A 22750-nucleotide genomic window follows, 5' to 3' on the forward strand; every position below is an offset into this window, starting at 1 on the left:
AAATAAAGACGCCCTAAAAGGGCGTTTTTCAATTTCAAAAGAGTTACAACGCAAATGACTATTAAAGAGAGTTTTTAAGTTTTTATGGTATAATTAAAGTAATAAGAAAATATTCTAAAACATATCCATATTCTAAAACTTTCTAAAGGCATTTTTTAAACCCAACTAAAATAACAAATTTATACTGTTTTTACTGAATTTTAAGGGGGTCTCATGCCGAGGCAGAAGAAATCTCTTTTCTTTATTTTTTTACTATTACCTTCATTTTTCTTTGGTTTTTTCATAGATTATGACTCATCCACCAACGCCAATATCGTATTTTTTGAAACGCAAAGTAAGTTTGAAATTTATCCAAACGATTCAAAGACCATTTACAAAATTTCTTTCGAAGAGGAAATTTTTGAACAAGCTAATTACAAAATCAGTAAAGGGCCTGTAAAAGAAGTCTCTACTTCAAAAAAAGTAATTACAATCAAATCTCTTTATCCAATGAACAATTTCGAAATAAAGGACGATAGGATAACCTTTTATGGATATGAACCATACACTTTTCAACAGATAAACTTTGAAAAAATAAAGTTAAATGACGCTATAGATATGTTGTTTACATACATTGGCTGGAATTGGATAAAAACCGAAGAATTACCCGACACCTTTTTCGCTATAAATTCAAATGAAATACATATAGAACATTTTTTAAGAATGCTGAATGAAGTTTATTCTTTAAATACAATCTTTTACGATGAAGATACTGTATTAATAGGTAAAAAAGCTTCTGCCTTTGAAAATGACTTGCCTTTATTCATTGAAAATGAAAATATCTCTGAAGAAAGTTCATCAACAAATTTTATGCGAGTCTCTTCAAAGGAAGATTCTTTAGATAAAAATCAAGAATATTTGCTTTTCTTTGAATCAAAGTATGACCTAACCCGTTTAGAAAAAATATTTGATTGTAAAGTAGCCTTTTTTGAGGATAGTTACTACGCTGTACTTGCTAAAGAAGGGGAAAAGGATCAAATTAAAGAACTAATAAATTATTTAAACGAAATTCCAGAAACATACGATGAGTCTTTACTAATAGCATCACAAGAAATTAATGAAACGCCTACTCATATTGAAAAGAAAGAGAATTACGATGATGAAAGTTATATTGTTTTAACGTCTACCTACGATATGACATTTTTAGAAGAGATTCTACCTATAAAGACTTACAAGTTAGACGAACAAAATTTCTTTTTAATGGGAAGTAGTGAATCAATAAAGATAGCGGAAAAAATTAACGAACTTGTTCAACCTCGAGTTGTTCCCGGCACGTCCAAACCCATAATTAACAAAGAACTTGTTACCATTCCTGTTAAAAAGAGTACAATTTTTGAGAAACTATTAATCCAGGAGAATATCCGATTTTCAAAAATTACAGAACAGGAAGATTATGCCCTATATATGTTAGAATACGAAGAATCCATAACAAGCTTTGTGAAAAATATTCTGAATTCATTTCCTTATGAAGAGAGCAACGTTGAAATCGACTTAAAAGAGTTAATTTCTTTGGTAGCAAAAGCACAATCTATAAACGTTATATCAGATTTTGAAAACGATAAGAAGGTAACCATCAATAATTTTAATTTAGATATGTCATCATTACAGCCTTATCTGGTATCACAAGACATTTGGTACGAGAATATCGGATCGAATACCCTTAGATTTTACGAACAGAAAAAACTATTGAAATACGAGATTTTCGTTTTCTCAGGACAAAATGTTGATAGATTCTCTGTAGAAGAACTTTACTTATTAACTTTACAATTTGATGGTATAATAAATGGTAGCAAAGATAGAGCTTCATTAATATCAAAACCTGTAATATATGTCAATGAAGGTGAACCAGCATCAATAAAATCTGTCTTATCGGTTCCCGTATTCGATGAGGAAGGTAAGATAGTTTCAAAAATAGAATCAGGTTTTATAATGGAAGTAAGTGGGGAATATGACAATATCACAAAATTAGTCAACACCGAATTAGATATTAGTATAAGCGAATTGAAAAATGAAGATAAAAACATAGTTGATGAAAGAAACATGAGTAGTAAATTTACCATACCCAACGGTGGTTTTATAAAATTAGGTGGATTGAATTTTACCAGCATAGTTGAAAACGAAAGCGGTATCCCTATTTTCAAAGAAATACCAGTAATAGGACAATTATTCACTTCTTATGAAAAAACGGAAAATGTATACGATTTGGTTATTCTCATACATGTTGAAGTATCTAATAAACCTGAAATTGAGAATTATTTCTGAAACATCTGTCTCTCAGGAGGCGTTAAGAAATGGAGAAGGTTCGGAATCCTGTGGTTGCAGGTGCTTTTTACCCTTCGAATCCAGAAAATTTAAAAACCCTTATAAAAAGTTTTTTTGGTGATACTTTTAAAGTAAATTCTGAAAAATTAATTCCTCCTATGGGGGTTATAGTACCTCATGCTGGTTACATATATTCTGGAGAAACCGCAGCAAAAGCTTACAAAAAGATATTTGAAAAAGGTATAGCAAAAAGAGTATTTTTGTTAGGGCCTAATCATACAGGATTAGGGTCTAAAATATCAATTTTTACAAGTGGTAGTTGGGAAACCCCCTTGGGAAAAATAAAAGTTGACGAAAAAACCACAAGAAAGATTTTGAAAGAGTTAGATATTTATAACGATGAATATGCACATTTAAGTGAACATTCATTAGAGGTACAACTACCTTTTCTTCAGTATGCTATGGGAAATGATTTTGAAATTGTACCTATCTGTATGATGGATCAAAGTTTAGAAACCTCCAAAAACCTTGGAGAAATTTTAGCAAATATTATAGAAGAAGGAGATTTGATCATAGCTTCTTCGGATATGAACCATTATGAAAGTCACGAAAAGACGTTGCTAAAAGATGAAAAAGTTATAGAAACATTAAAAAAGATGGATTTGCAAGAAATGTATGATACAATAAAAAGATATAATATCAGTATGTGTGGATATGGTCCCGTCGCTGTTCTTTTAAGTATAGGATTTGATGATATTGAAATAATCGATCACACGACGAGTGGCGAGAAAAGTGGCGATTATGAAGCGGTAGTTGGATACCTTTCTGCAATAGTTAGTAATTTACAAAAATAATAAACTATGGAGGTGAACCTCATGTTAATAGAAACAGAATTTGGTACGGTAGATATCAAAAACGATGTTATAAAAGAATTGGTGTATAAAGCTGTTATCGAATCCTACGGTACGGTTGAAATCTCTGGAAAACAAGGATTTTTTGATAGAATATCAAATTTATGGTCAAGAAGTGAAGATAGAGGGATAAATGTATCGGAAAATGAAGAAAGTATAGTAGTTGATCTTTTCCTTGTTTTTGAATATGGTCTCCCCATAAAAAAAGTCGCTCAAAATATACAAGAGAATGTTCATCATAGAGTTACATCTATGTTAAATTTTGACAATATCAAAGTAAATGTGAGCATATCTGGCCTGAAATATTGAGAGAAGGTGTTGTTTAATGCTCAAGTTTTTGTATGCAAAAGACCTATATCTGGCTTTAAAAAAAGGTACGGAAGAATTAGCTAAAAACAAAGATGAAATTAACGCCCTGAATGTTTTTCCTGTCCCAGATGGGGACACAGGTAATAATATGTTAGCAGGTATGCTCGAGGCTTGTAAAAGTATGGATGAAGTTGAAGATAAGAACGATATGAAATCTATGATGGAAAGTTTAAGAAGAGGCCTTTTGTTAGGAGCAAGAGGTAACTCAGGTGTTATTTTGTCACAAATATTTCGTGGAATAACAGAAATTCTCGAAAAAAAGAAAAGAATCAACACCCAAGATTTTATAAAGGCTCTCAAAAATGCTAAAGATAGAGCTTATAACGCTGTTATGAAACCAGTTGAAGGAACAATGTTGACTTTAATACGAAGATTGTCAGAAAAGATGGAAGAAACTATGTTCGAAGAAAAAGATTTTTTGGTTTTTTTCGATGCGATGGTAAAGTATTCATTTGAAATAGTAGAGGAAACCCCAAAATATTTAAAAAAATTACGCGATTCGAATGTTGTGGATGCTGGAGCAAAAGGACTTGCTTACATCATAAAAGGGATGAACGACGCACTTCACGGTGATATTGAAGTAGAACTAGAGGAATTAGAGTCTGCCACACCTGAACAAATAACAGAAATAGCCTATGAAGAACTAACATACCAGTATTGCACAGAAGCGATAGTAAAATTCCAGAAACAGCCTATACAAAAAAAGACCTTAGAAGAAATAAGGAGTTTTTTGGAAGGTCTCGGAGATTCCATCGTTTTAGTTAATCAGGATGACATATTAAAAACACACATACACACCAATCATCCAGGTCTTGTCTTTGAAAAGTTTTTAGAACATGGCGAATTAATCAAAACAAAGATAGACAACATGAAAGCTCAACATGAACACATTATAACAAAACAAAAAGAGGGCAAAACAGCCGATATAGAGCAAGCCAAAGTGGCCGTTAACAATAATTTGAACAATAAAAATTGGGGTGTGATTGCAGTCTCTCCAGGAAAAGGAATTTCGGAAATCTTTAAAAGTTTGGGAGTGGATCAAGTTATTTTTGGAGGTCAAACTACCAATCCTAGTGTAAAAGATATCTCAAATGCAATTAATAAAGTTCCACAAGAAAAGGTGATCGTACTCCCCAATAATCCAAATATAATTATGGCTGCTGAAAAGGCTATAGATTTAACAGATAAAGAAGTATTGATATTACCTACAAAACATGTTCAAGAGGGTATAAGTGCCTTGCTTGGTTTCGATGACAATATGGACAAAGAAGAACTAAAAGAATCCATGATGGGATACGTTAAATCTATCGTTCCGATTGAAGTTACTTATGCGGTCAGGGATTCCACCATTAAGGGTGAAAAGATAAAAAAAGGCGAGTATCTAATATTTCTTGGAAAAGAGTTAAAAGCTCATGGAAAGAACGTTTATAAAGAAACGGAAAAAGTTTTAGAGGAACTAATAAAAAAAGGCTATGAAATCATTACTATAATTTACGGTGAAGGTGCCAAAAAAGAAAAGATCGATCAACTAATAAAAAATCTGACCCGAAAATACACCAATATAGAGGTAGAAATTCACAACGGTGGACAGAGACATTATCCACTTCTCATTTCCGTTGAGTGAAATCTGACAAATAATCATTTAATAATTTATCCAAGAAGAATGGAGGATTTGATTTGTACATTCAAGATGTGATTATGAACTTAGAAAAATATTGGTCCGATTTAGGATGTGTTATAGACCAACCTTATGATATTGAGATGGGGGCAGGGACATACAGTCCTGCCACTTTTTTTAGGTCTTTTGGAGCAAATGAATGGAGAGTTGCCTATGCTCAACCTTGTAGAAGACCAACAGACGGTAGATACGGCGAAAATCCGAATAGAATGCAACGATTTTATCAATACCAGGTAGTTATCAAACCTTCACCCAAAGACATTCAAGATCTATATATTAGGTCTTTGGAATCTTTAGGGATATCCCCTAAGGAACATGACATAAGGTTTGTAGAAGATAATTGGGAATCTCCTACTTTAGGTGCGTGGGGAGTTGGATGGGAAGTATGGTTAGATGGTATGGAGATTACTCAGTTCACGTACTTTCAACAGATGGGAGGCATCCCATTAACCTATATTCCCGTTGAGCTTACTTATGGAATTGAGAGAATAGCTATGTATTTACAGAATATCGACAACGTTTATGAAACCAAATGGAATAAAAATGTAAAGTACAAAGACATATATAAAGAAAACGAAAGGCAATTTTCTTACTATAATTTTGAAGAAGCTGATATAGACATGCTTAAAACACTTTACAATATGTATAAAAAAGAATTTCAAAGGCTAATTGCAAAACAATTATATTTACCTGCATACGACTATTTAGCAAAATCAGCACATGTATTCAACTTATTGGACGCAAGAAATGCCATTGGAGTTAACGAAAGGCATCAATACATATTGGATATAAGGAATATGGCGAAAAGCTGTGCAAAACTATATATCGACAGTTCAAATGCGGAGGTAATTGATGTTGAATAGAGCAATTTTTGAAATAGGTGTTGAAGATTTACCCCCATCAGAATTTGATAATATCCGAGCTCAATTAGAAGAAGAATTAAAAAAATCATTTGAAAAAAATGATTTAAATTTTTTATCCATGAATATCTTTATTTCCCCTCGTAGGTTTGGAGCTTACATCGTGGGCCTTCCAGATAAACAACCTGATAAAAAAGAAAAAAGAAAAGGTCCTCCAAAAAAGATTTGCTTTGATGGAAATAACCAACCCACGAAAGCACTCGAAGGTTTTGCTAAAAGCCAAGGTGTCCAGGTAAAAGATGTAAAATTTGAAAACAATGACGGCGCAGAATACGCATATATAGAGTCTGTTAAAGCGGGAGAACCCACAAAAATTATTTTACAAAATATCATTCCAGAATTGATAACCAACATGAATTTTGCCAAAAGTATGAGGTGGGGAAAAGGTAATTACACCTTTGTAAGACCGGTACATTGGGTCTTAGGTTTGTACAACAGAGAGATTTTAGAATTTGAAATATTCGATGAAAAATCCTCCAACAAAAGTTATGGCCATCGTTTTTTTGGTGAAGAGATATTGATTACAAATCCTCAAAGTTTCTTTAGTGAATTAAAAAAGAACTATGTAATCCCTCTATATGAAGAAAGAATAGAAGTAATAGAGAGAGAAATTCATGAGTTAGAAGATGAATATAATATCAAGATTTCTTTGGAAGAGCACGAGGATTTAATTCGAGAAATTGCCAAAATGACAGAATTTCCCAAAGGGGTAGTTGGAAGTTTTGATGAAAAATATCTTTTTCTACCCCCAGAAATTATTATTGTCACTGTAAGACACCATCAAAGAAGTTTTGTGGCGATGAAAGATGGAAAGGTAATCAATAAATACATAGCTTTCCAAGACGGCTTTGGCAGGAAAGGCAACGTTACAAATGGCTATACTAGAGTAATAAACGCAAGATTAGACGATGCGGCTTTTTACTATGAAGATGACTTAAAAGCGGATATACAGAAGAGGCTTGAAGATTTAAAGAGTATTACTTATCAAGTAGAATTAGGTAATTACAGAGAAAAATGTGAGCGAATATCAACACTCAGTTCAAAAATTGCCGAAAAACTGGGTTTTGAAAATTTAGATGTAGTTAAAAGAGCCGGGTTGTTATGTAAAATTGACATTCCTTCCAAAGTTGTATATGAATTTCCTGAATTGCAAGGAATTATGGCGAGAATCTATTTGAAACATAAAGAAGAAAATGAAGATGTTTTCTTAACGGCCCAAGAACACTACAAGCCTCTTTCGGAAAATGATGAAATATCTCAAAATTTAGTCGCTAACCTCGTCTCCTTAGCTGATAAAATAGATGACCTCGTTGGATACTTCGGTATTGGAAAGATCCCTTCAGGATCAAAAGATCCTTTTGGATTGAGAAGAAAAGCTTTTGGAATCTTAAGAATCTTAATATCGTTGGATTGGGACCTGAATCTTAAAGAACTTATCGATTTATCAGAAAAGACCTTCGTTGAAAGTGGAAAATCTAATATCTCAATAAAATCTGTAGAAAATGAGTTAATAAATTTCTTATCCAACCGTTTAGAAACCATTTTAGAAAGAGAAAAAATATCCAAAGAGGCTATAAATTCGGTTTTAATAAATATATATAAACCTTTAAGAGCTTACTTGGCTGCAAAATCTTTGGACAAGTTTATAAAAAAAGAAGAATTTCGAGATTTTATTATTGCGTTTCAAAGGGTAAACAACATTTCGAAAAATCATAAATCCCAAGAATATAATGGAAGACTATTCATAGAAGAAGAAGAAAAAACATTATTTCAAAAATATTTAGAAGTCAAATCCCATTTTGAAAACTGTTTGAAAAAATTAGATTACGACGGGGCAATTGAAAGCTTAATCTCTTTAAAAGAAAATATTGACAGATATTTTGATAACATCTTTGTTATGTCTGAAGACGAATCTATAAGAAGCAATAGACTAGGTTTTTTAAAATCTTTATCTGCTCTGTTTTATGAAATTGGAGACGTGGAAAAATTATACAAGGGCTAAATTTTAAGATAAGGCGTGTTTGAACAATGGATTTACTTTACTATGAAAATTTTAAAAGTTGTAGTTATTTTGTTCCTACCTATAAAAGGCAAGGCTCCTACTTTGATATTAACCTAAATGGTTTGAACGTTGAAGCTAATTTTGAAAGTATTAACAACGGTGTAGTGAAAATCGTTAGAATGGGGAACAATTTTAAAAAGTCTTATTGGTTACATATATATACCGTATATAGATATTTCAAAGATAAGGGTGAACCTATAAAAAGAATAGTTTTGGAAACATCCAATGGAAGTTACGAAATAAATGTTTCAGATATTCTTTTAAGAGAAAAATGGATAAAGAAAGAACTTAACAAACTTAAATCAACGAAAAAAGTCCATGGGTCACACTGCAAGTTTTGCAAAATTAAAAACCAATGTCATTTGGAATTTTTAAGGGAAGGAGATTATTCTGTAGTCCCAAATTTAAGTAAACCTATGATTGAGGATTTAAAAAACATGAATTTGGATCCCTTGACAGTTATAAAAACCAATCAAATAGAAAAATTAGACAAAAGATTCAAAAAGCCTTTATACAATCTAAAGTCTCTAATTGAAAACCAAGTTTACGTGATTGATAAGCACTCTCTTCCAGAAGATTATATAGTCTTTGACGTAGAAACTTATTTAAATAAAGACTTTTTGTTTGGATTTTTAGAGAATGAAACTTATATCCCTTTCTTTTTAGGAAAAAACGCATACAAAAACGCTGTAAAAATGGTAGATTTTCTGTATGAAAGAGACAAAGTGCTATTGCACTACGATAAAAACGATCTTACAGCCTTAAAAAAACTTTCATCTAAATATCCTATATTGAGAGATAAATTAAATAAAATCTCCTCAAGAACTTGTGATCTATACGAAATAATAAGAAAAAATTATAGCTTACCTGTTGTCTCTTATTCATTAAAAGACATCAGCAAATACTTTGGTTTTGATTGGAAAACAGAGTTAAATGGTTTTGCTGTTATACCCGAATACAAAAGCTATTTGAATGGCAATAAAAATGCTTTGAAAAATATTTTTAAATACAACGAAGATGATTGTCGAGCCACAAAATTAGTATTAGAAAGTCTTAAGACCATTTAATCCGTTCATAAACTCTCTAAATAAGACCTATGTATAGTCTGTTCGATACTATACATAAGTCTTTTTTAATGTTAATAAAAACTATTCAAAAATTATATAGAAGGAGCTAAGGGTATCTATGAAAGATTTATGGAATTTGTTTATAACTTTTGCTCGAATCGGGAGTCTAACTTTTGGTGGTGGCTACGCAATGTTACCAATGATTCAAGAAGAAGTTGTTAAAAAACACAATTGGGCAACTGATGAGGAAGTAATTGACTATTATGCCATTGGGCAGAGTACACCCGGAATAATCGCTATAAATACAGCTACTTTCATAGGTTACAAATTAAAAGGAATCCTTGGAGGAATATTTGCAACCTTAGGGATGGTCTTCCCTTCTATCGTAATAATAACCATTATTGCCATATTTTTCGAACAATTTCAAAATTTGCAAATAGTACAAAATGCTTTCGGTGGCATTAGGGTAGTTGTAGTTGCACTCATGTTGAACGCTATAATAAATATGTGGAAAAAGTCTATCAAAGATTACATAGGTATAATTATATTTTCAGTTGCTTTTATTGTTGTTGCCTTCCTAAAACTATCTCCAGTTGTAGTTGTGATAACTTCTTTCATAGTCGGATTGATTATACAACAAAATAAAGATGATGATAGAAAGTGAATTACATTATACTTTTTTTTGAATTCTTTAAAATAGGACTTTTTTCTGTAGGTGGAGGTTTAGCAACTATACCTTTTCTTCAAGATCTAGCTCGTAAGTATGATTGGTTAACCCTTAATGACTTAGCTGATTATATAGCTATATCCGAATCTACGCCGGGACCTATTGGAATAAACACAGCAACATTTGTGGGTTACAACTCGGGAGGTATTTTTGGTGGTATAATAGCTGTGCTGGGGATAGTGACACCTTCAATAATTATTATTACTACAATTGCCCATTACTTTCAAAGGTTCAATGAAAAACCATTTATACAAAGTGGATTTTATGCTTTAAGACCGGCAGTGGTTGGGCTGATAGGTGCCGCAACGTATGAAGTAGCAAAAGTTTCCTTATTTTATCTTGAGAGGCTTACAGAAACTCAAACTTTGGTTTCTGTGTTCAATTTTAAGGCTATAATATTGTTTCTAATCATCATTTATTTAATGAAACGATTTAAAAAGCATCCTGTAGTTTATTTGGCTTTAGGAGCGGCTGTTGGAATCATTTTTAAGTTTTAACTTATTAACTTAGTTAATCAGTAAAATAAGCACAGACACCTGTGCTTAAACGGTAGGAGGATATTTATGAAAAAAGGAATGCTTATTGTAATAGAATCTGGAACGGACGCAAGTGGCAAAGCCACACAAGCAGAAATATTGTCACAAAGATTAAAAGATGAAAAAATCAAGGCATTTAAAGTTGAATTTCCAAATTACAAAAGCGACTCTTCCGCTTTGATAAAAATGTATTTAAAAGGTGAATTTGGAGAAAATCCTGAAGCAATAAATCCCTACGCTGCTTCCACATTTTTTGCCGTGGACCGATTCGCAACTTATCAAAAAGAATTGAAACCTTTATATGAATCTGGTGGAATTTTAATATCTGATAGGTATACAACTTCCAACATGATATATCAATCTTCAAAATTCGAAAATCAAAGTGAAAAGGATGAATTTTTGGAATGGCTTTTGGATTTGGAATTCAACAAATTTAATTTGCCAAAGCCTGATTACGTAATATTTTTAGATATTCCTCCTAAAATAAGTATAGAATTGCTCAGAAAGAGAAAGGAAAAAATAATAGATCTAACAGGAAAAGATATCCACGAAAAAAATATTGAGTATATAAACAAGACATATGAAAATGCTAAATATGTTGCCCAAAAGTACAATTGGAAGATAATAAACTGCTTAAAAGAAAACGAAGAATTAAAAACAATCGAAGAAATTCATGAAGAGATTTACTCTATATGGAAAAACATAAGAGATTTAGGAGAAATATAAAATGGCCTTTGCTATAATTTTCAAATTTGGTTTTTGGACTTTTTTTGTATTAATATATGCTGTTGTTGCTACGACTGTCATCATCTTGGAAAGAAAAAAACAAGAAAAAACTATAAGTTGGCTTTTAATATTCGCCGTAATCCCACTTATAGGATTTGTAATCTATCTTTTTTTTGGAAGAAACTGGAAAAGAAGAAAACTTACCAGTGATATTTACTTGAATTCAAACACTACTTTATCGCAAGAAGAAAAAGAATGGCTAAAGAAGGTACTTGGGGAAAATGATATTCAATACTTACAACTAATTAATCTTTTAAAAAGGAACTCTAAGTCACCTTTATTTTTGGGAAACGACATAGAAATTTTTAAAAATGGGAAAGAAAAATTCTCTTCTTTCTTTAAAGAAATTGAAAACGCAAAAGAATCTATCAATTTAGAATACTATATTGTAAAAGACGATGAAACAGGAAAAAAACTCAAAGACCTCCTGATAAAAAAGGCTAAAGAAGGAGTAGAAATTAAATTTATTATGGATAAAATAGGTTCAGGACGTCTAAAGAAAAGCTATATAAAGCAATTAGAAAATGCAGGAGTTGAAATTGCTTTTTATAGCTATTTTTTATCGCCCTTACTTAAATTTGTAAATACTCAGGTAAATTACAGAAATCACAGAAAAATAGCGATAATTGACTCTAAAATCGGATTTATCGGAGGGATAAACATTGGAAATGAATACATTGGTAAAAGTAGTTTGGGATATTGGAGAGACCTCCACTTAAAAGTTAGAGGAGAGGCTGTAAACGGACTTCAAAAAATTTTCTTTGAAGACTATCAAACAATTGTAAAGGCAGAGAGAAAAAAAGAAAAAATAGATCCTAGTAAATACTTTAAAAAACAAGAGAGAAAAGGGAACTCTTTAATACAAATAGCGGTGAGCGGCCCAGAGTCAGAAAATTCATCCATAATGCAAACGATCCATAAGATGATTACTATTGCTAAAGACCATATATACATAGCTACCCCGTACTTCATCCCAAATGATAGTATTCTTTCGGCTTTGAAAATAGCTGCTCTTTCAGGTATTAAAGTAAAAATCTTATTTCCAGGAAAGATGGATCATTTTTTAGTATATTTTGCTTCAAGAACATATTTGGAAGAAATTATAAAATATGGTGTTGAAGTCTATTTTTACAGAAAAGATCGATTCATACACTCTAAATTTGTATCCATAGATGGTTTAATATCAACCGTAGGGACCGCAAATATAGATATTCGAAGCTTTGAACTGAATTACGAAGCAAATCTCTTAATATACGATAGGGAAAAAACTCAACAAATAGAAGATATTTTTCTTGAGGATTTAAAAATTAGTTCTCACATTTCTCAAGATTACTTCAATAATCAACCTTTCCTTATCAAATTTACCGAAGCATTCAGCAAAATTTTCTCTAATCTCTTGTGAAAATTAAAATTTTTACTTGACAATTCTTATTGATTGATGTATAATTTGGAAAATTAAATTTCAATTAAGCGAGGGTTACTATGAAAAAAATTTCATTACACTTTTTAACAAATCCTCTCAATGATGTAAAATCAAAAAATAATCAATATTTCTACTTTTGGTATTGGAAAGACACCCAACTTGGTGCCTTCCATTACCTATTAGCTAGCAAGTAGGTATAAGAAGAAACAAGTGGGTGTCTACGAAAAGTAGACACCTTTTTTTTAATAAATACGGAGAAAACAAAATCTCCAGGAGGTGTGAGGGTATGAAAAAAGTATTAACAACTTTGGTAATCGTTTCTCTATTCACATTTGCTTTCGGTGTAAAGATTGGCATCACACAAATTGTGGAACACCCTGCTTTAAACAAGATTTATCAGGGAATAGTTGATTACCTTGAAGAGTCAGGTGTAGATTTTGAATATGAGCATCAAAGTGCTCAAAATAGTTTTCAAAATGCGATAACTATAGCCAACAAATTCAAAACAGATGTAGATATAATAGTTGCAATAGCAACCCCTTCCGCTCAAGCAGCGGCAACTGAAATAAAAGATAAGCCGGTGGTATTCAGTGCCGTTACTGATCCAATCAGTGCAGGTTTGATCCCCAAATTTGGTAAAAATCCAGGAAATGTTGTTGGAATAAGCGATATGGTCCCTGTTGAAACTCATGTAAACCTTATAAGAACAATATTCCCTGATGCCAAAAATTTAGCAATCCTTTACAATACCGGAGAAGCTAACTCGGTTTTTTTAGCAGATCAAACCAAGAAATTTGCACCTCAACTTGGATTCAATGTAATAGAAATTACAGGAACGAACGCTAACGAACTTGTAACTTCCCTAAACGCTCAGGCAAACAGGATAGATGTTGCCTATCTATACACAGATAATTTGGTTGCTTCATCAGCTGAAATCTTAGGACAAGTATTTGAAAAAAACGAGATTCCGGTAGTTGCAGGAGACATTGATATAGCTAGAAAAACATCAGTTTTAGGTTTTGGCTTTGATTATTATCAAGTAGGAATAGAAACAGGAAAAATTGTCCTCGATCTTATAAACGGCAAAAAACCTTACGAAATTGAGTCAAGAATAGTGGGGGCAGATGCTCTAACCTTTTATATAAATTTGGACAGAGCTCAGGCACTTGATATAAATATACCTCAACAATTTTTAGACATTGCAGATGAAATAGTAGATACAAAATGATCATGAAAAAATTTTAGGAGGAAAATTATGGATTTAGTCGGTATATTAGAACAAGGATTAATAGCCTCCCTAGTTGCAATGGGCGTGTTTATAAGTTTCCGAGTCATCGACCTTCCGGATTTAACACCTGATGGATCGTATGTATTGGGAGGAGCGGTGACCGTTGCGTTTATGTACGCAGGCCTGCCTTGGATACTGTGTATGATTCTAGGTGGTTTAATGGCCGGTTTTTTTGGAATAATAACCGCACTAATACATAACAAATTAAAAGTCAATTCTTTGTTAGCTAGCATATTGGTTATGACCATGCTTTATTCGATAAACATAAGGGTCATGAATGGGCCGAACGTTTCTGTTCCAAAAGAAATAACAGCCCAGCAAGAAGCACAATACACGGAAAAAACGAAGTTAGATGACATTTTAGGTATGAGTAGCTTAAATGAAAGTCAAAGTAATTTACCAATAAACGATACCAAAAAAACCTTATCACCATTCAGAGAAAACTCTGGATATAATTCTACCATCCTAATAGCTTCGATAGTATTTGTATCTGCTCTTCTAACAATAATCTTTTTGAGAACGGAGTTAGGAATTGCGCTCAGGGGATACGGAGGTAACAAGGCAGGAATCAAAAACCTCGGTATGAATCCCGAAATTATGAGTATAATCGGATTATTTTTAGGAAATTTCTTCGCGGGGCTTTCGGGATCCTTGTTCTCTATGTACGGTGGATTTTCAGATGTAAATATGGGGCAAGGCATAGTTGTAACTTCTTTAGCCGCGGTTATTTTGGGGGAGATCATATTTGGCAGGTTTAATTCGTTCTATAACATGTTATGCCCCATAATTGGAGCTGTTGTCTATCAATTTTTACTGGCATTAGCTATGAGATATGGTTACATAATCGGCTTCCAATCAAGCGATATGAAACTAATAACTGCGTTGTTCATAATAATAGTAATAGGATTAAGGAGGGTAGAATTTAAAAAATGGTTGAGCTTAAAAACATCAGAGTAGTATACAATAAAAATCAAGTTAATGAAAAAAAAGCCTTGGACAAATTTGAACTAAGCGTTAAAAAGGGAGAATTCGTCACTATCATAGGTCCCAACGGTGCGGGAAAAACAACGCTTCTTAAAGTTTTAACCGGAGAGGTAGTGTTAGATGAAGGCAGTTTCACGCTAAATAACAAAAGCATAAAAAGAACCAAGCCCTACAAACTCTTTAGAAATGTCGGTATAGTGTATCAAGAACCTGATAGAGGTGTATTCCCTGATTTAACTCTTGAAGAAAATTTGATCTTGGGATCCAAAAAAGGCAACAGATTCTTTTCATTTGGAAAATATCAAGGATTAGAATTGTTGAAGTCTTTAAACATGGGATTAGAAAATAGGCTTAAAACAAAAGTCAAAGAATTTTCCGGGGGACAAAAACAGGCTCTCGCCATGGTACTTGCATCTATAACGAAGCCTGATCTTCTGCTATTAGACGAACATACTGCAGCTCTTGATCCCAAAAATGTCGAAAAGGTGATGGAACTAACAATGAAGATAAATAAAGAGCTTGGACTAACCATCATAATGATCACGCACAATATGAAAATAGTAGAAAAATATTCAAGTAGGATAGTGGAAATCAAAGACGGAAAAGTTACAAAAGATTTTGTCTACGAAAAAATACACAACAAAGAAGAATTTAAAAAAATTACAGCTAATTAAAAAATAAAATAATTATAACTTATCTTCTAGACGCTCTATCCAGCAGGGCGTCTTTACTTTTTTAATCAATAATATAATTATGGTATAATATTTAAAACAGATTGTTTCAAAATTTGAAAGGACAAGATACTAAATGACTGTAAAAAAAGTTGATGTTTACAAAGAGATAGATGATCCAAACAGGAATTTCTTCATCTCGGCATCAGCGGGAACGGGCAAAACTTATATTCTTACACAATATTTTATAAAAGTATTAGAAAAGAATTTCCCAAATGCTGACATAGTTGATAATATTCTTACGGTGACCTTCACAAATAAAGCCGCCTCTGAAATGAAGAATAGGATTATGGAAGAGGTTTCAAACAAACTGGTTAAAAAACCTCCATATGGCATCAGCAAATTAGAATGGTACCAATATTGGAACGAAGTAAAAATTAATTTATCCCGCTCATGGATTAAAACTATAGACAGCTTTTGCTCAAGGATAATAAGAGAAAACAACATTTCCATGGGGGTAGACCCAAATTTTAGTATAATAAGCGATTTTCAAAGAGATCGAGAAGTTGAAAGATCGGTTTATTCTGCTCTAAGAGTCGCCTTAGAAATATATCAAGATAAAGAAATAGATTGGCTCAACTTCTTATCCACAAAAAGAAAGGAAAAAATAGAAAAGTATGTTGAAACTTTGAACAGAGAAAAAACAAAATTTAAAGAATCCTTTAAAAATATACTTTCTGAAATAGGATTGGACAAGTTTGAAAAAATAATTCAAGATATTGTTTCCAACTGGCGTATTGAAATGTCAAGAGTCTTATTAACTAATGATTTGGAATTAGCAGATAAAGAACTCACCGAACTTTACAAAGACTTCTTATGGCTTGTCAAAATTATTTCTCTTATCGCTAGTGAATTCTATTTGGGATTAACCATCGATAATTTTTTGTACGACTTCAAAGCGGTTTTAGAAAAGGTTGTAGAAGAATTCGAAAATAACCCCGATCTTCTTAAAAAGTACCAAAATAAATTCAAATATATCATAGTTGACGAATTTCAAGATACTAATTATCTTCAAAAAGAAATCTTTGACAAACTCCATACCACAGATAATTACTTTTTTTATGTTGGAGATAGAAAACAATCCATCTATCGTTTCAGAGGAGCGGATGTTTCTGTGTTTTCTCGTTCTTTAACAGAAGCTCAAAACTCTGATGAAGAAGTTCTTTTAGGAAAATTAACTAAAAACAGAAGATCCCATCAACAAATCATAAATTTCGCGAATCGTCTTTCTGAATTCTCTTTATTTAAAAGAGATAATTTACAGATGCCAGATATCGATCCCAACCTTTTAGAAAACCTCTCTTTCCAAGAAGAAGATATATCAGAACCTGAAATCCCTCCCCAAGAGACCGAAACGATTTCCACGTTGAGTGAAGATGATACTAAAAGAGTTAAATACATAATAATTGAACCCACGGATGACAACGGATTAAACAACCAAGAAAATCGTCTTGCCATTGAAATAGAGACGTTGGCAAAAGTTATAAAAAAGTTGTTAGGACAAGAAATGGATTTCAAAGTAAGAAAAAATAATAAAGTATATTATGAAAGAAGAAAAATAGAACCAAAAGATATCGCTGTCCTTTCAAAAGAATTAAAAAATACAGAGAAAATACTTAGAACAACCTTTTTTAAATACAATATACCCTTTTATATATTCGGCAGCAAATCTTTTTACAACAGACCAGAAATTCAAGCTATTTTCGCTGCTCTCAACTCAATTCAAAATCCTCTCAACGACTACCAGTTTGTAAGGTATATGATGTCACTTCTAGTAGGTATGAGCTTTCAAGATCTTTCCAAATTAGTAGAAAAAAGGCAAGGAAGTTTCTTTGAAACCTTTGAAAATATGCAAAGCGAATTCCCTGAAGATGTAGTGGAAAGTTATAAAGTGCTTAAAAAGTACAAGGATCTCAAATACTATTTAACTCCTTCTTCTATACTGAAAGGTATAGTAAACGACAACAATTACTTCTCAAAACTTGCTTTAACAAATGATCCTGAAGTTTCAATATCAAATATAAAAAAACTTATAAACCAAGCCGAAGAATACAACAATATGGCAAATTCTTTTTCTGAATTGGTCAGATTTTTGAAAAATGCTTCTAATATCTCTGAAGAAGAGGCTTCTATAGAAGATGAAACCTCTAACAGTGTGAAAGTAATGACCATCCATAAATCTAAAGGTTTGGAATTTCCTATTGTATTAATGATTGGTTTACACAACTCTATTTCAGGCACAAAAAATGGTTCTAATGCAGAATTTTCGATCCCTAATGCGGATGGAAATAGATATTACATCTTGAACAATATATATAAAGAAAGTGTAGAAAACAGTGATCATTGGCTACTCAAATGGTTTAAAAACAACGAGTTTTTGGATAAAACCGAAGCCAATAGATTAGTATATGTGGGAATAACAAGAGCGAAAGACTTGCTGATACCTATCTTAGTGTCCAATGAGAAAGCCGATACATTAAATAATTTCTTCCTAACGGTAAAAGAATCAGATATAATAGACATAATTCAATCTGATCATATTCAGCAAACACAAGAAAACGCCCTCCAACCTCTAAACCAAGATGAAAAAAATACTTTCTTTAAAGAAATACCTCAACAAAATCTTAAAGACTTAACCAATATCTCGTATAAAAAGTACATAGCCCCAACTTACATAATCAATGAAATAAAAACTGAAGAACTAGATTTAATAGAAGATCTCAATGGAACCGTTCTTTCTCCTTCAACTTATTTTGATCCAAAAAACATTTTTTCAGATCAAGAGCTTATCTTTAGAGGATCGTTTTTACACTCTAAACTAAGAAGTGCTCAAAACATAAGTCACATAAAAAATATGATAAAAAGCGGAGAGTTACCACAGGGTTTTGATGAATTAGATATAGTGAAAAAAGCCTTCACGTCCACCGAGAATAAAATAATAAAAAATGAATGGAGACTCATGAAGAAATTGAATTTAGGAAAAAAAGAATACATGTTATTTGGGATTCCTGATAAAGTCATAATAGAAAATGGTGATATTGAGATTTTGGATTACAAATACTCAGAATTGAGAGATCCAAAAAAAATCAACGATTATAAATTTCAAATATTATTCTATCTTTATCTATTATCCGATTTTGGGACTCCAAAAAGGGGACATATAATAAGTATCAAAACATTACAAGATCCCATAATTTTTGAATACGATCCCCAGTTTGAAGAACGATTGATTACACTACTTTCGAAAGAGAAAGTTACAAATGAATTTTGAGAATATGCCAGAATTGCATTGGAAATTTGGGTATTTTATAATTTTAGGTATCATGGCAACTATAGCTGTAATTATGATAATTATATTCAAAAAGAAAAAATGGTTTTGAATTACAAATACCTATAGGGAGGTATAATTCAATGAAGGAGAATATAATAAAAAAAGTAGAAGAATTAAAAGAAGAAATTATTGAAAGTTCAAAAAAGTTTATATCGATTAACTCTGTCAACCCACGTGCAGGAGGACCTGGAGAAAAGGAAGCTGCAGAATGGCTAGAATCTCTGATTAGAAGATGGAATTTCGACGAAATTAAAAGATACGACGCTCCTGACGATGCTGTTGAATATGGATACAGGCCAAACATAATTGCAACCTACAAAGGTCAAAATCCACAAAGAACCATTTGGTTTGTAACTCACATGGACAAGGTACCTGCTGGTGATATCAAATTATGGGAAACAGATCCTTTTCAGCCGGTAGTAAAAGATGGAAAGATTTTTGGAAGGGGAAGTGAAGACAACGGAGCATCTCTAATATCAACGTTGTATGCCGTGAAAAGCATTATGGATTTAAAAGTGAGGCCAGAAAACAACATCGCCTTAGCTTTGGTTTCAGATGAAGAAACGGGTTCAGAATTTGGAATAAAATACTTATTAAAACAAGGATTATTTAAAGAAGGAGATTGGTTCTACGTACCAGATGCGGGAGAACCAGATGGAAGTTTCATCGAAGTTGCAGAAAAATCGATTATGTGGTTAAAAATAACAACTATTGGGAAGCAAGGCCATGCATCAATGCCCAATATCTCCATTAACGCCCATAGAGCGGGTATGGATTTTGCAGTTGCGGTGGATAAATATTTCCATGAAACTTACAACCAACGAGATGACCTCTTTAATTATCCTTACTCTTCTTTTGAACCAACAAAAAAAGTTTCAAATGTTGAAAACATAAATACCATTCCCGGAACAGATATTATATATTTCGATGGAAGAATTCTTCCAAATTATGACGTTGAGCAAATAATAAACAACCTTAAAAACCTGTCAAAAGAATACGAGAATAAATGGAATGTCAAAATAATAATTGAAGGGGAGCATCTTGAAAAATCAACAAAACCCACACCAAAAGACCATCCCTGTGTAGAAATGTTGAAAGAAAGTATAATGAATCTTAGAAATATAGAAGCTAAAGTTGGTGGAATAGGTGGAGGTACCTGTGCAGCGATAGTCCGTGGGGCAGGGTTTCCTGCTGCTGTTTGGTCAACAATTGATGGAACAGCACATCAACCTAACGAATACGTGAAAATTGATAATTTAATTAAAGATACCCAAGTTTTCGCATACCTTATGAGTAATTTATAATTATATTGTTTTGAGCCTTACAGATTATATTGGGGGTTATATGATGTATGTAAAATTATGGCAAAATGATACTTTTCAAACAATTGAGTACACAGAAAACCTGCAAAAAGCCTTTGATAAAATAAACAGTGAAGAAGAAAATTTGGTCGTTGTGAGACGAGATGGAACTTTGTACAACCTCATCACTTTCAACGATATACCTACATTTTCTTCTTATGATTTTGATACGAAATTAATAGAATTATTAGATCCTACCGACTCTTTTTTATTTGACACTGACTTATTAGAAGATGCTCTAGTTTTGATGTTAGAAAACAGAGCGAGAGTTTTACCTGTTGTTAACAATGAAATGCGCCCTGTAGGAGTCTTTGGACTTTTTGAAGTTTTAAAAGCCTTTAAAACCATCTCAGCTATTGATGAAACAGGAACACGGGCATTAATAAAGATAAATGACGCTCCCGGTGAACTCGGCAAACTCTTGAGCATATTTGCGAATCGAAAAATCAACCTTCTTTCTCTAATGACCGCCAAAATAAGTGATGAAAAGAGAATGATCAGTCTTAAATTAGGTATTAAAAATATTGACCTCATTTCTGATATATTAGACGAAGAAAATATAGAGTATGAAGGTATATACGAAGAAAATGGAGATAAAGACAGGTAAAAAAGCTAATGCGTTTTGCTGTTCTGTGCAAAAAACTTTTTAAGTTTGCCGCAGTGTGCAAACGATGTTTTTAAATGTTTTTGACCTTGAACTTGGGGTTATTAAGGGGTTTACCCCTTAACGTCTGGAGCGGGGTAAAGTCCTACTCCACCTTTCCTTATGGGTGGGGAGCGGGGTGAAAGGGCGCTAAAACAGTTTTTAGAATTACTAAAGAAAAGATAGAATTACTCACTAGGAGGCGATACATATTATGAAAATAGCTTACGTATCCTACGAAGTCTCTCCCTTTGCTAAAGCTGGAGGCTTGGCAGATGTGGCTGGAGCCTTACCAAAATATATAAAAAATGCAGGAGAAGACATATACGTTGTGATGCCTTTTCATAAAAACATAGAAAATAATTTTAATACTTCTAAATTTCAGCTTGTAAAAACAGACTTAATACCTGATTCCCATACACATAAGTCTCCTTTTAGTGTTTATAAAAGTTATTTAGAGGGTTCCTCTGTAGCAATTTATTTTATTAAAACGAACACCCTCTACGATTCAAAAAACATATATGATGAAGAAAATATCTTTTTGAAGACTTCGTATTTTTGTGATGCTGTTTTAAAAACTATAAAAGAATGTGAACCGGACACAAACGTTATCAACGCAAACGACTGGCACACTTCTCTTATACCTGTATATCTAAAAACCGTTTATTTACAGGACAACATTTTAAAAAAGATAGCCACAATTTTAACTATACACAACATAGGTTATCAAGGGCTTTTTAACCCTGAAGTACTAAATCAGGCTGGATTACCCAATTATCTTTTCAACATAAACGCTCTAGAATACTATGGAAAAGTAAATATATTGAAAGGTGGAATTTTGTTCAGTAATATAATAAATACAGTAAGTCCCACTTATGCAAAAGAAATACAGAGCGAAGAATACGGATATGGACTTGAAGGTATATTGAAGGTTCGATCTGAAGATTTGTTCGGTGTATTAAACGGCATTGACTACAGCATTTATGATCCTGTAAAAGATCCTCACATTTTTTATCCCATTGAATCATACAAAGACAAATTAAAAAATAAAACAAGTTTGCAGGAATACCTGGGACTCGTTAAGGATGAAAATATAACCCTCATCTCTTTTATTGGTAGGCTCTTTGAGCAAAAAGGAATCGATTTAATTTCAAAAATAATAGACTTTTTGTTAATCACTGATATTCAATTTGTGCTATTAGGAACAGGAGATAAAAAATACGAAGAGTATTTTGCTACCTTGACAAAGATTTATCCTAAAAAGGTCTCCATCAACATAACCTTCGATGTCGATCTAGCTCAAAAGATATACGCCGGATCTGATATGTTTTTAATGCCCTCTAAGTACGAACCATGCGGATTAGGCCAAATGTACTCGATGAGATACGGCACCGTTCCTGTTGTAAGATACACAGGGGGGTTGAAGGATACCGTCTCGGAATACAACCCAAAAGATAAAAAAGGAACAGGATTCGGATTTTATGAATACCAAGAAGCGAATTTATTATACACTTTAATGAAAGCCGTATACTTTCACCAAAAAAAGAAAGATGACTGGACAAATATTTTTGAAAACTGTATAAAAGAAGACTTCTCTTACGAAAAAACCGCCAAGAAATACATCGAATTATA

General features: G+C 32.5%; 18 protein-coding genes and 1 pseudogene. All 19 read left to right on the top strand.

Annotated features, from left to right (window positions below; translation table 11 throughout):
- Positions 1-213 precede the first annotated feature (213 nt).
- Positions 214-2301, top strand: coding sequence for a secretin GspD/PilQ domain-containing protein (locus tag AA81_RS06940; protein ID WP_103898646.1), 2088 nt, complete (start codon positions 214-216; stop codon positions 2299-2301).
- Positions 2302-2330: 29 nt separating this feature from the next.
- Entirely contained in the window at positions 2331-3155 is an 825-nt protein-coding gene (gene amrB / locus AA81_RS06945) for an AmmeMemoRadiSam system protein B (protein WP_103898647.1), read from the top strand.
- Positions 3156-3176: 21 nt separating this feature from the next.
- Positions 3177-3521, top strand: a complete 345-nt coding sequence (locus AA81_RS06950; protein WP_169926250.1) for an Asp23/Gls24 family envelope stress response protein — start codon at positions 3177-3179, stop codon at positions 3519-3521.
- Positions 3522-3537: 16 nt separating this feature from the next.
- Positions 3538-5205: a DAK2 domain-containing protein gene (locus AA81_RS06955; RefSeq protein WP_103898648.1), complete on the top strand. Its 1668-nt coding sequence runs from the start codon at positions 3538-3540 to the stop codon at positions 5203-5205.
- Between the two features lie 53 nt (positions 5206-5258).
- Entirely contained in the window at positions 5259-6122 is an 864-nt protein-coding gene (locus AA81_RS06960) for a glycine--tRNA ligase subunit alpha (protein ID WP_103065553.1), read from the top strand.
- The gene (glyS, locus tag AA81_RS06965; protein ID WP_103065554.1) at positions 6112-8181 is read left to right on the top strand and encodes a glycine--tRNA ligase subunit beta; all 2070 of its coding nucleotides are present in this window, start codon (positions 6112-6114) and stop codon (positions 8179-8181) included. The genes AA81_RS06960 and glyS overlap by 11 nt, the downstream gene beginning before the upstream one ends.
- A gap of 26 nt (positions 8182-8207) precedes the next feature.
- Positions 8208-9308, top strand: coding sequence for a TM0106 family RecB-like putative nuclease (locus AA81_RS06970; protein ID WP_103078088.1), 1101 nt, complete (start codon positions 8208-8210; stop codon positions 9306-9308).
- 118 nt (positions 9309-9426) lie between these two features.
- Positions 9427-9972, top strand: coding sequence for a chromate transporter (locus AA81_RS06975; protein WP_103065556.1), 546 nt, complete (start codon positions 9427-9429; stop codon positions 9970-9972).
- Entirely contained in the window at positions 9969-10532 is a 564-nt protein-coding gene (locus AA81_RS06980) for a chromate transporter (protein WP_103065557.1), read from the top strand. Before AA81_RS06975 ends, AA81_RS06980 begins: the two co-directional genes overlap by 4 nt.
- Positions 10533-10598: 66 nt before the next feature.
- Positions 10599-11297, top strand: coding sequence for a dTMP kinase (locus AA81_RS06985; RefSeq protein WP_103077615.1), 699 nt, complete (start codon positions 10599-10601; stop codon positions 11295-11297).
- Position 11298: 1 nt separating this feature from the next.
- Positions 11299-12759, top strand: coding sequence for a cardiolipin synthase (gene cls, locus AA81_RS06990; RefSeq protein ID WP_103898649.1), 1461 nt, complete (start codon positions 11299-11301; stop codon positions 12757-12759).
- A 307-nt stretch (positions 12760-13066) separates the two neighbouring features.
- Complete coding sequence (locus tag AA81_RS06995) at positions 13067-14008, top strand: ABC transporter substrate-binding protein (RefSeq protein ID WP_103898650.1); 942 nt, start codon at positions 13067-13069, stop codon at positions 14006-14008.
- Between the two features lie 27 nt (positions 14009-14035).
- Positions 14036-15025 (top strand): ABC transporter permease, encoded by a 990-nt coding sequence (locus AA81_RS07000; RefSeq protein WP_103066005.1) that lies wholly within the window; start codon positions 14036-14038, stop codon positions 15023-15025.
- Entirely contained in the window at positions 14998-15726 is a 729-nt protein-coding gene (locus AA81_RS07005; RefSeq protein WP_103066006.1) for an ABC transporter ATP-binding protein, read from the top strand. The genes AA81_RS07000 and AA81_RS07005 overlap by 28 nt, the downstream gene beginning before the upstream one ends.
- Positions 15727-15859: 133 nt before the next feature.
- Positions 15860-19054: a UvrD-helicase domain-containing protein gene (locus AA81_RS07010; protein WP_103898651.1), complete on the top strand. Its 3195-nt coding sequence runs from the start codon at positions 15860-15862 to the stop codon at positions 19052-19054.
- Positions 19044-19163, top strand: a pseudogene (locus tag AA81_RS07015) (CorA family divalent cation transporter); the annotation flags it as partial. The gene AA81_RS07010 and the pseudogene AA81_RS07015, both read left to right, overlap by 11 nt.
- Before the next feature lie 31 nt (positions 19164-19194).
- Positions 19195-20418, top strand: coding sequence for a M20 family metallo-hydrolase (locus AA81_RS07020; protein WP_103898653.1), 1224 nt, complete (start codon positions 19195-19197; stop codon positions 20416-20418).
- Positions 20419-20461: 43 nt separating this feature from the next.
- Entirely contained in the window at positions 20462-21082 is a 621-nt protein-coding gene (locus tag AA81_RS07025) for a CBS domain-containing protein (RefSeq protein ID WP_103066010.1), read from the top strand.
- A gap of 250 nt (positions 21083-21332) precedes the next feature.
- Positions 21333-22750, top strand: a 1418-nt coding sequence (locus AA81_RS07030) for a glycogen synthase (RefSeq protein WP_103898654.1), incomplete at its 3' end; no start/stop codon positions are given.

The organism is Petrotoga halophila DSM 16923, assembly GCF_002924615.1.

Bases quoted from the DNA above. Each gene is read 5' to 3' on its own strand.
- AA81_RS07005 (WP_103066006.1), top strand. From the start codon at position 14,998: ATGGTTGAGCTTAAAAACATCAGAGTAGTATACAATAAAAATCAAGTT.
- AA81_RS06970 (WP_103078088.1), top strand. From the start codon at position 8,208: ATGGATTTACTTTACTATGAAAATTTTAAAAGTTGTAGTTATTTTGTT.
- AA81_RS06985 (WP_103077615.1), top strand. From the start codon at position 10,599: ATGAAAAAAGGAATGCTTATTGTAATAGAATCTGGAACGGACGCAAGT.
- AA81_RS07025 (WP_103066010.1), top strand. From the start codon at position 20,462: ATGTATGTAAAATTATGGCAAAATGATACTTTTCAAACAATTGAGTAC.
- amrB (WP_103898647.1), top strand. From the start codon at position 2,331: ATGGAGAAGGTTCGGAATCCTGTGGTTGCAGGTGCTTTTTACCCTTCG.
- AA81_RS06995 (WP_103898650.1), top strand. From the start codon at position 13,067: ATGAAAAAAGTATTAACAACTTTGGTAATCGTTTCTCTATTCACATTT.
- AA81_RS06950 (WP_169926250.1), top strand. From the start codon at position 3,177: ATGTTAATAGAAACAGAATTTGGTACGGTAGATATCAAAAACGATGTT.
- AA81_RS06940 (WP_103898646.1), top strand. From the start codon at position 214: ATGCCGAGGCAGAAGAAATCTCTTTTCTTTATTTTTTTACTATTACCT.
- AA81_RS06975 (WP_103065556.1), top strand. From the start codon at position 9,427: ATGAAAGATTTATGGAATTTGTTTATAACTTTTGCTCGAATCGGGAGT.
- AA81_RS06955 (WP_103898648.1), top strand. From the start codon at position 3,538: ATGCTCAAGTTTTTGTATGCAAAAGACCTATATCTGGCTTTAAAAAAA.
- glyS (WP_103065554.1), top strand. From the start codon at position 6,112: ATGTTGAATAGAGCAATTTTTGAAATAGGTGTTGAAGATTTACCCCCA.
- AA81_RS07020 (WP_103898653.1), top strand. From the start codon at position 19,195: ATGAAGGAGAATATAATAAAAAAAGTAGAAGAATTAAAAGAAGAAATT.
- AA81_RS07010 (WP_103898651.1), top strand. From the start codon at position 15,860: ATGACTGTAAAAAAAGTTGATGTTTACAAAGAGATAGATGATCCAAAC.
- AA81_RS07000 (WP_103066005.1), top strand. From the start codon at position 14,036: ATGGATTTAGTCGGTATATTAGAACAAGGATTAATAGCCTCCCTAGTT.
- cls (WP_103898649.1), top strand. From the start codon at position 11,299: ATGGCCTTTGCTATAATTTTCAAATTTGGTTTTTGGACTTTTTTTGTA.